The sequence below is a fragment of the Cupriavidus sp. 8B genome (assembly GCF_054589115.1).
Map to the genome: position 1 here is coordinate 1 of NZ_BAAILO010000060.1, position 9,480 is coordinate 9,480.

Genomic DNA, 9,480 nt, shown 5'->3' on the forward strand with positions numbered 1-9,480 from the left:
CAGTTTAGGAAGAATAGGTCTTTCTTTCTTTTGTCTCCACCCTCTTTACGAGTAAAGAAAAGTGACATCTCACACGTTCTAAAACGGCCAACACCGCCCAGCCGCGCCAGCAGCTAGAAGCGCTAAAACACCGCCCACTCACGCTATTCTGCATCAGCAGCTAGAAGCATAAAAACCCCGCCCAGCAAGCACCAAAACCCGCGTCAGCGGGCCACAAGCAATACACATCGCACTCGTCCCCCAACCCACAATTCCTCCTCCAAGCTCAACAGACTTTGCGAACGAATCAGCGGAACGGGACACTGTCTAGCCCGCGCTACACGCGCATGGCCTTGGCCATCTCGCTCGTCGCATGCCAGCCCAGTGCCACATACAACGACCGGCCCATCTCCGTGGCGTGCAGGATCGCGTACTGGAGGTCGCGCCTGGCGAACTCGTCCTGCGCCAGCTGCATGAGGCGGCGCCCCAGCCCCTGCTTGCGATGCGTCGCCTCCACATACACGTTCAGCACATAGCCACGCTTGTCCTGCATGGGATGGGCCGGATGCGGCGGCCAGTCGATCGCCATCAGGCCGATGCCGCCCACGGGCTGGCCCTGGTCCACCAGCACGAAGCCGAAGTAACTGCCATCGCGCAAGCGCGGCACAAGCCACGGCCGGAAATGCTGCGTCATGGCCTGCAGGACCTCCTCGCTGCGCCCGGCCTCGCGGAACATGGATTCGCGATGGTGGCAGACCAGCTCGACATCATCGGCACCAAGCGGACGGACTTCCATGGCAGGCTTCCTTCGGGTTGTGGGTAAGTGGGTAAGTGGATCGGTGGGCGGTCGGCGTGAAACTGGCGCGGCGCGCACCGCCATCCTAACGCAGGGAATTGTGATTCGGAAAAAAGCCACCTGCGCCGTGGCACCGGGCACGAAGCCGGGAAAGAAAAAAGCGAAGCGCTTTTGGCGCTTCGCTTCGAGGCCACCCGGTTACCGCGCCGGATGGCAGGACGAAAAGACTGTCTTATTGCGTCGTCACCGCCGGCTTGACGCCATTGCCCTGGGCCACCGGTCCGGTTTCCGTCAGGCCACCGCCAAGCGACCGGTACAGGTCGATGGCATTGTTCAGGCGTAGTTGCCGCGCCTGGATCAGGGCCTGGTCGGCAGCGAACAACTGACGCTGCGAGTCGAGCTGGTCGAGCTGGCTGGCCACGCCATTGCTGAAGCGCATCGTCGAGAGCTCGTAGCGCGCGAACTCGGCGTCGCGCACCTGCTGCTGGCTGGTCACCTGTTCTTCCAGCGTGCCGCGCGCAACCAGTGCATCGGCCACTTCCGCGAAGGCCGTCTGGATGGTCTTCTCGTAGTTGGCGATCTGGATGTTCTTGCGCACGTTGCTCAGGTCCAGGTTGGACAGGTTCCGGCCGTAGTCGAAGATCGGCAGCACCAGCTGCGGTGCGAACGACCACGCGCCGGTGCCGGAATCGAACAGGCTCGAGAAGGTCGGGCTGATCGCGCCGGCGTTGGCGGTGAGCGTAATGCGCGGGAAGAAGGCCGCGCGCGCCGCGCCGATATTGGCGTTGGCCGACAGCAGCAACTGCTCGGCCTGGCGGATGTCGGGACGCTGCTCGAGCAGGTCCGACGGCAGCCCGGCCGGGACGTCGCTGATGATGCGCTCGTCCGACAGGCGCATCGCCTCGGGCAGGTTCTCGATGGTGCCAAGCGGCTTGCCCACCAGCACCTCAAGCGCGTTCTGCGCCTGCGCGCGCTGGCGTGCCAGCTGCGCCGCGGAGACGCGGGCCTGCGCCACCAGCGACTCGTTGTCGCGCAGGTCCAGCGCCGACGTGGCGCCCGCATCGAAGCGCTGCTTGGACAGGCTCAGCGTGTAATCGCGCGTCTTCAGCGTGCTCTGCGCGAGCTCATACTGCTCGGCGAAGGAGCGCTCCGACAGGTAGGCCTGGGCGACTTCGGAGACCAGCGAGATCTGCGCGGAACGGCGTGCTTCCTCGGTGGCGAAATACTGCGACAGCGCCGCGTTGGAGAGGCTGCGCACGCGGCCGAAGAAGTCCAGCTCGAACGAAGTCACTCCGGCGCCCGCCTGGAAGTACTGGGAGACGAACGGCTTGCCCGTGGCCGACTGCAAGGCCGGGGTACGCGAACGGTTGAAACCGCCGGTGGCGTTCACCGTGGGCAGCAGGTCGGCGCGCTGCACCTGGTACAGCGCGCGCGCTTCCTCGATGCGCAGCGCGGCAGTGCGCAGGTCGCGGTTGTTCTCCAGCGAGGTGGCGATCAACACTTGCAGGCGCGGGTCGCGGAAGAACTCGCGCCAGCCGATCTCGCTCGCCCGGCGGGCTTCGCCGGTCTTCACTTCGGCGGCCGCATAGCCTTCTGGCGCGGCCGGGTAGTTGGTGGCCACCGGCGGGGCAGGGCGCTCATAGACGGGTGCCAGTGTGCAACCCGAGAGGACGCCCGCCACCAGCAACAGCGTGGTCAGTGTCTTTGTCATGTCAGATTCCTTCCTTGGGTTCGAGCCCTTGCTCGTTCAGCAACTGCTCGCGCTTGCTGCCCTTGAAGCGGCTACGGATCACCACGAAGAACACCGGCACCAGGAAAATCGCCAGCACCGTGGCGGTGATCATGCCGCCGATCACGCTGGTACCGATGGCGCGCTGGCCACCCGAGCCCGCGCCGGTGGCGATCGCCAGCGGCAGCACGCCCAGGATAAAGGCCATCGAGGTCATCAGGATCGGGCGGAACCGCAGGTGCACGGCTTCGAGCGTGGCGTCGATGACACTCTTGCCCTGGGCCTGCAGATCCTTGGCGAATTCCACGATCAGGATGGCGTTCTTCGCCGACAAGCCAATCGTCGCGATCAGGCCCACCTTGAAGTACACGTCGTTGGGCATGCCGCGCAGGGTCACGCCGAGCAGCGCGCCGAGCACGCCCAGCGGCACCACCAGCAGCACCGCGACCGGGATCGACCAGCTCTCATAGAGCGCGGCCAGGCACAGGAACACGATGATCAGCGACAGCGTGTACAGCATCGGCTCTTGCGAGCCGGCCAGGCGCTCTTCATAGGACTGGCCCGACCACTCGAAGCCGAAGCCCGGCGGCAGCTTGGCGAAGTTGTCTTCCATGATCTTCATGGCTTCGCCGGTGCTGCGGCCCGGTGCGGCCTGGCCGGCGATCTTCACTGCCGGCAAGCCGTTGTAACGCTCCAGGCGCGGCGAGCCCATGATCCACTTGGAAGTGGCAAAGGCGGCAAATGCAACCATGTCGCCGTTGTTGTTCTTCACGCGCAGCTTGGTCAGGTCGTCGGGCAGCTTGCGGTCGTTGCCTTCCGCCTGGGCGATCACCTTGCGCACACGGCCTTCATAGATGAAGTCGTTGACGTAGGAGGAGCCGAACGCGATGGCCAGCGTCGCATTGATGTTGGCCACCGAGACACCCAGCGTGCGTGCCTTCTCGCGGTCGATGTCGATCTGCAGCTGCGGCGCGTCTTCCTGGCCTTCGGGGCGCACGCCTGCCAGGGCAGGTTCCTTCGCGGCCATGCCGAGCATCATGTTGCGTGCTTCCATCAGCTTGGCGTGGCCCTGGCCGGTGCGGTCCTGCAGGCGGAAGTCGAAGCCCGAGGAGTTGCCCAGCTCGGAGATCGCCGGCGGGTTGAGCGGGAAGATGATGGCGTCCTTGATGAAGGACAGCGCACCAAACGCCCGGCCAACCAGTGCCTGCGCGGTCTCGTCCTTGCCGCCGCGCTCCTTCCAGTCCTTCAGGCGCACGAACGCGATACCGCCGTTCTGGCCGCGGCCGAAGAAGGAGAAGCCCGCCACGGTGATCATCTGGTCCACCACCTTGGATTCCTTCTGCAGGTAGTAGTCCTCGATCTGCTTGAGCACGCCGATGGTACGTTCCTGCGTGGCGCCGTTGGGCAGCTGCACCACCGTGATCATGTAGCCCTGGTCTTCCTCGGGGAGGAAGGACGAAGGCAGGCGCTTGAACAGCACCACCATGCCGACGATGATGAGGGCGTAGATGATCAGGTAGCGGCCGGCACGCGCCAGGATGCGCGCCACCGTGCTTTGGTAGCCGGTGGCGGCACGCGCGAAGGTGCGGTTGAACCAGCCGAAGAAGCCCGTCTTCTCGTGATGGTGCCCGGCCTCGACCGGCTTGAGCAGCGTCGCGCACAGCGCCGGCGTGAGCGTCAGCGCCAGCAGCGCCGAGAACGCGATCGACGAGATCAGCGACAGCGAGAACTGGCGGTAGATGTTGCCCACCGAGCCCGAGAAGAACGCCATCGGGATGAACACCGCGGTCAGCACCAGCGTGATGCCGACGATGGCGCCGGTGATCTGGCCCATGGCCTTGCGCGTGGCGTCACGTGGCGAGAGTCCTTCCTCGCTCATGATCCGCTCGACGTTTTCCACCACCACGATCGCATCGTCCACCAGGATACCGATCGCCAGCACCATGCCGAACATCGTCAGCACGTTGATGGAGAAGCCGAACGCCAGCAGCATGCCGGTGGTGCCCAGCAGGGCCACCGGCACCACCACCGTCGGGATGATGGTGGCGCGGATGTTCTGCAGGAACAGGTACATCACCAGGAACACCAGCACCACGGCTTCGACCAGGGTCTTGATCACTTCCTCGATCGAGATCTTGACGAAGGCCGAGGTGTCGTAAGGCACGGTGTACTGGTAGTCGCCGGGGAAGAACTTGGAGAGCTCTTCCATCTTGGCGCGCACCGCGGTGGCGGTGGCCAGCGCATTGCCGCTCGGGGCCAGCTTGATGGCGATGGCCGCCGACGCCCTGCCGTTGGTACGGGCCAGCGTGGAGTAGTCGGCACCGCCGAGCTCGACGCGGCCGACGTCCTTGATGCGCACCGACGAGCCGTCGCGGTTCGTGCGCAACAGGATGTTGGCGAACTGCTCCGGCGTGGAGAGGCGGCTTTCGGTGGTGACGGTGGCGTTGAGCTCCGTGCCCTTGGGCGACGGCGTGCCGCCCAGCTCGCCCACGGCGACCTGGACGTTCTGCTCCGAGATGGCAGCGGTGACGTCCTGCGGGGTCAGGTTGAAGCCGGTCAGCTTGGCCGGGTCCACCCAGATGCGCATGGCGTACTCGGTGCCGAACAGGTCGGCCTGGCCCACGCCCGGCACGCGGCGGATCGAATCGATCACGCTGGCCGAGATGTAGTTGCCCAGCTGGATGGCATCGGCCTGTCCGGACTTGGACGTGACCGTCAGGAACATCATGTAGTTGTTCCCGGCCTTGTCCACGCGCACGCCTTGCTGGCGCACTTCGGCCGGCAGGCGCGCTTCCACGCGCTTCAAGCGGTTCTGCACTTCGACCGAGTTCAGGTCGATGTTGGAGCCCGGCTGGAAGGCGATCGTGATCGTCGACAGGCCGGTGGCTTCGCTGGTGGAGTTGTAGTACAGCAGCCCGGGAATGCCGTTGAGCTCTTGCTCGATCACCGAGGTGACCGAGTCTTCAAGCGTCTTGGCGGAAGCGCCCGGGTAGGTCGCCGTGACCGAGATCGTCGGCGGGGCGATGTTGGGGTACTGGGCGATCGGCAGTTGCACGACCGACAGCAGGCCCCCCAGCACGATGATCAGCGCAAGCACCCACGCGAACACCGGCCGGTCAATAAAAAACTTGGCCATAACACTGGCTCCCTTCGATTTGCGCTGTGATTAGCCCTGCTTGGCGTCGGCCTTGTCAGCGGTCACCGCGGCAGGAGCCGGGGCTCCGCTGGCGGCCGGCTGCGCGGCGGGAGCCGAGGCGGCGGCGGTCTTCGAGACAAACGGCACGGCCTTGGCCGGCGCGCCAACCTTGACCTTCTGCAAGCCCTCGACGATCACCTGCTCGCCACCCTTCAGGCCCTCGGTGACGATCCAGTCTTCGCCGATGGCCTGGGGCGCCTTGACGGGCACCGCCGCGACTTTGCCGTCGCCGCCCACCACCATCACCGACGCGCCTTGTGCGTTGCGGATCAGCGCGCGCTGCGGCACGGTCAGCGCGTTTTCGTCCATGCCCTGCTCGATCTTGACGCGCACGAAGGTGCCCGACAGCAGCTCGCGCTTGGCATTGGGGAACTGCGCGCGCAGCGTGATGGCGCCGGTGGTCGGGTCGACCGTCATGTCCGAGAACAGCAGCTTGCCGGTTTGCTCGTACTCGCGGCCGTCCTCGATGAACAGGTGGACGCGGGCGCCGCCGTCGACGCCCTTGACCTTGCCGCTCTCGATGGCGCGGCGCAGCTTCATCACTTCGCTGGCGGGCTGGGTGAAGGTCACCCAGATCGGGTCGACCTGCTCGACCGTGGCCAGCTTGGTGGCTTCGCCGCTGCCGACCAGCGCGCCTTCGGTCACCAGCGCGCGGCCCACGCGGCCGCTGATGGGCGCGGTGACGGCGGTGTAGCCGAGGTTGATCTGGGCCGTGCTGACGGCAGCCTTGGCCGAGGCGATGTCGGCGGTGGCCTGGCCAGCAGCCGCCACGGCTTCGTCATATTCCTGCTTGCTCACCGCATTGACGGCGACCAGCGGCTTGTAGCGCTCGGCCTTCTGGCGCGCGGCCACGGCGTTGGCTTCGGCGCGGGCAAGGCTGGCCTTGGCCGATTCGAGCTGCGCCTGGTAGGGCGCGGGATCGATCTTGAACAGCAGCTGGCCTGCCTTGACCTCGCCACCTTCCGTGTAATTGCGGGACAGCACGATGCCGGCGACCCGCGCCCGCACTTCGGCGGTGCGCACGCCTTCGAGGCGGCCCGGCAGCTCGTTGATAACAGCGATCGTCGTGGGCGTGACGGTGACGACACCCACTTCCGGCGGCGGCATGGCGCCGCCCTGCGGCTTCTTCTCGCCGCAGGCGGACAGCGCAAGCGCCGACAACACGGCAGCGGCAACGCAAGTGATACGTTGGGACTTCCTCATCGATAACCCCATGATGGCAATTTGAGATCGGCCGCATATGCTCCCGGTGTCGTGTCCGGATACGGCGCGGCCCACCGCTGGCGATGGCACAGAGGCAGGCAAAAAGAGTAATGCTAGCCACAATTTGCAGCACTGACGTGGCACATGCGACGAAAGGCAACAAATTAGTAACGACAAGCCGACATGGCAGCGCGAACCGTGCGGGGCGCCGCCGTCTGCCCCCCCAGCAACCCAGCAACCGATGGGCTGGCCGAAAGTCAGGCGAACGCGTATTATATATACATTCAAGCATGTATGTAAGAACTTGTTGCATTGCGGCAGTCGTCGCCCTATATAACTACGTCCTAACGCGCCAGCAGGGCGCGCATAGTGCACGGCGAGTCCCATCGCCAGCACTCAGGGAGACAGAACCAGACCGGTCCTTCGTGGCCGGCACCAGAGAGCATCATGGTCAGACGCACCAAGGAAGAGGCGCTTGAAACGCGCCATCGCATTCTCGACGCGGCCGAGGCCGTGTTCCACGCCCGCGGCGTGGCCCGCCCGTCGCTGGCCGACATCGCCGAGGCCGCCGGCGTAACGCGCGGCGCCATCTACTGGCACTTCAAGAACAAGAGCGACGTCTTCGCGGCCATGTCCGACCGCGTCCACCTGCCGCTCGAGGCCCTGTGCGAGCCGGGCCGCATCGCGAGCCAGGAAGACCCGCTCGGCAGCATTCGCGACATCTGCGCCTTTGTGATGCGCCAGACCGTGGAAAACCCGCAGTGGCGGCGCGTGTTCGAGATCGTCTTCCACAAATGCGAGATGGTGGCGGACAACGGCGCCATCTTCGAGCGCCAGCGCCAGTCGCACCAGGAAGGCACAGTGAAGATGCGCGAGCACCTGCGCATGGCGGTCGACCGCGGGCAGTTGCCGGCCGACCTCGACCTGGACCTGGCGGTCAACGTGTTCCACGCCTCGATCGGGGGCATGCTGTCGCACTGGCTGTTCGCTCCCGAGGATTTCGATCTGGAGAGCAATGCCGAGCGGGTGGCCGATGCCTTCATCGACACCCTCAGGTTCTCCCCGGCCTTGCGCCAGGGCTACGTGGCGCGCCCCGTGCCGAAGCTCGAGGACGAAGTCGCGTCGATGTGCCAGGAAGCGAAAAAGAAGGCCGACGCCGAACTGGCCGCGCAAACACTGGCGGGCAAAGCGCAGATCGGCTGATCCCGCAGCAGCGCGGGGACTACGCTCATCCGCGCTCACCCACGCTCAGCCCCGCATGGCCTCGCGCCAGCGCGCCAGGAAAGCCCGCTTGCGCAGCGTGTCCTGCGCGGCCAGCAGGCCGGGGCCGACGCTGATCGGCTTGAGCGCGTAGCCCAGCCGCTCGGACAGCGCCGCAGCCGTGTGCACGCTGTCTGTATCGGTGCGGATCGTGTAGAGCTGCGAGGCGCTTTGCCCCAGCAGCGTCTGGCCCGCGCGCGACAGCAGGAAATCCAGCCAGAGCCGCGCCGCGTTGGGATGCGGCGCGCGGCGCGCGATGAACGCCACGCGCGACATCACCAACGTGTAGTCGCGCGGCGCGATCACATCGATCTGCGCCCCGCGCTCCATCAGCGACAGCGCGTACGAACCCAGCAGGTTGTAGCCCATCACGAATTCGCCGGAGGCGATGCGCTCGATCATGTTCGCGGTGGACGCCGACAACTGCACGCCGCAGCGCCCCAGCGCCTGGGCCAGGTACCAGAACTCGTCGCCCATGCGTGCATCCTGCTGCGCCAGCAGGTAACCCACCCCGGACTTTTCCACATCGTAGGTCACCACCCGCTGGCGCCAGCGCGGCGTGTTCTCCTGCAGCAGGCGCGCCAGGCCGGTGCGGCTGCGCGGCGTGCGCATGCCGGCAAAATGGCGGCGGTTGTAGACGATCACGGCGGGCTCGAAGGTGGTGCCCCAGGCTTCGTCGCGCCAGACGGCCCACGCCGGCAGGCCGGCCCGCTCAGGCGAGGGGTAGCGCAGGGCGTGGCCATCGTTGACGAGCTTGATCTGCAGGTCCATTGCCGTGCTCCACAGCACGTCGGCGTAGTCGGGGCCGGCCACCTGGCCCGCGCCCAGGGCGGCGCTCTCAGCCAGGAAGCGGCCGTTCAGTTCCAGCGTGTTGAGGTCCTGATAGCGCACCTTGATGCCGGGATAGCGGGCCTCGAATGCGGCCAGCAGCGGCCGCGCGACCTCCGTGTCGGTGGAGGCATAGACGGTGACCGAGCCTTCCTGCACGGCCCGCGCGATGATTTCCGCGTAGCTGGCCGGATAGCCCGCCGGCACCGGCGGCGCGGCCTGGGCATGCGCGCCATGGCTTAGCCCCGCCGCCAGCGTGGCCGCGGTGGCGGCCGCACCGGCCACGACGCGCCGCCGGCTCAAGCTCGCGGGTGGTTCGGCGACGATGGCGGGAGGGGGGAGCCTGGACGGGAAGGGGGGCAGCTTGCGCAAGGCGGGAACCATCGGTGGTGACATCGGTGGCCAAAAGGGGCCATGGCGCGCTCGCCGCGCGCAGCCCGGGGCGGAGGTATTATAAGCGCCCGCGGCGTGTCCTCGCGGCGGCGGCGG

Annotated in this window: 6 protein-coding genes; 1 reads left to right on the top strand and 5 read right to left on the bottom strand. The window is 66.4% G+C overall.

Features of this window, described 5'->3' with window-relative positions; genetic code table 11:
• Positions 1-316: 316 nt before the first annotated feature.
• The 4 genes from ACYP5B_RS05640 to ACYP5B_RS05655 all read right to left on the bottom strand — a co-directional run bounded on the left by ACYP5B_RS05640 (position 317) and on the right by ACYP5B_RS05655 (position 6,903).
• Positions 317-775: a GNAT family N-acetyltransferase gene (locus ACYP5B_RS05640; RefSeq protein ID WP_400098227.1), complete on the bottom strand. Its 459-nt coding sequence runs from the start codon at positions 773-775 to the stop codon at positions 317-319.
• 232 nt (positions 776-1,007) lie between these two features.
• Positions 1,008-2,486: an efflux transporter outer membrane subunit gene (locus ACYP5B_RS05645; protein WP_459568911.1), complete on the bottom strand. Its 1,479-nt coding sequence runs from the start codon at positions 2,484-2,486 to the stop codon at positions 1,008-1,010.
• A 1-nt stretch (position 2,487) separates the two neighbouring features.
• The gene (locus ACYP5B_RS05650; protein WP_318234266.1) at positions 2,488-5,640 is read right to left on the bottom strand and encodes an efflux RND transporter permease subunit; all 3,153 of its coding nucleotides are present in this window, start codon (positions 5,638-5,640) and stop codon (positions 2,488-2,490) included.
• 30 nt (positions 5,641-5,670) lie between these two features.
• Positions 5,671-6,903 carry an efflux RND transporter periplasmic adaptor subunit gene (locus tag ACYP5B_RS05655; RefSeq protein ID WP_267604871.1) on the bottom strand — a complete coding sequence of 411 codons (1,233 nt, stop codon included), beginning with the start codon at positions 6,901-6,903 and terminating at the stop codon, positions 5,671-5,673.
• A 447-nt stretch (positions 6,904-7,350) separates the two neighbouring features.
• On the opposite strand from ACYP5B_RS05655, the gene ACYP5B_RS05660 reads away from it, so the two are divergent.
• The gene (locus ACYP5B_RS05660) at positions 7,351-8,106 is read left to right on the top strand and encodes a TetR family transcriptional regulator (protein WP_400098223.1); all 756 of its coding nucleotides are present in this window, start codon (positions 7,351-7,353) and stop codon (positions 8,104-8,106) included.
• Positions 8,107-8,151: 45 nt separating this feature from the next.
• Here the strand turns inward: ACYP5B_RS05660 and ACYP5B_RS05665 are convergent, their stop codons facing one another.
• Positions 8,152-9,276 (bottom strand): ABC transporter substrate-binding protein, encoded by a 1,125-nt coding sequence (locus ACYP5B_RS05665; RefSeq protein WP_459568942.1) that lies wholly within the window; start codon positions 9,274-9,276, stop codon positions 8,152-8,154.
• Positions 9,277-9,480: the final 204 nt, after the last annotated feature.

Coding starts and splice junctions, on each gene's coding strand:
- ACYP5B_RS05645 (WP_459568911.1), bottom strand. CDS start 2,486: ATGACAAAGACACTGACCACGCTGTTGCTGGTGGCGGGCGTCCTCTCG.
- ACYP5B_RS05640 (WP_400098227.1), bottom strand. CDS start 775: ATGGAAGTCCGTCCGCTTGGTGCCGATGATGTCGAGCTGGTCTGCCAC.
- ACYP5B_RS05660 (WP_400098223.1), top strand. CDS start 7,351: ATGGTCAGACGCACCAAGGAAGAGGCGCTTGAAACGCGCCATCGCATT.
- ACYP5B_RS05655 (WP_267604871.1), bottom strand. CDS start 6,903: ATGAGGAAGTCCCAACGTATCACTTGCGTTGCCGCTGCCGTGTTGTCG.
- ACYP5B_RS05650 (WP_318234266.1), bottom strand. CDS start 5,640: ATGGCCAAGTTTTTTATTGACCGGCCGGTGTTCGCGTGGGTGCTTGCG.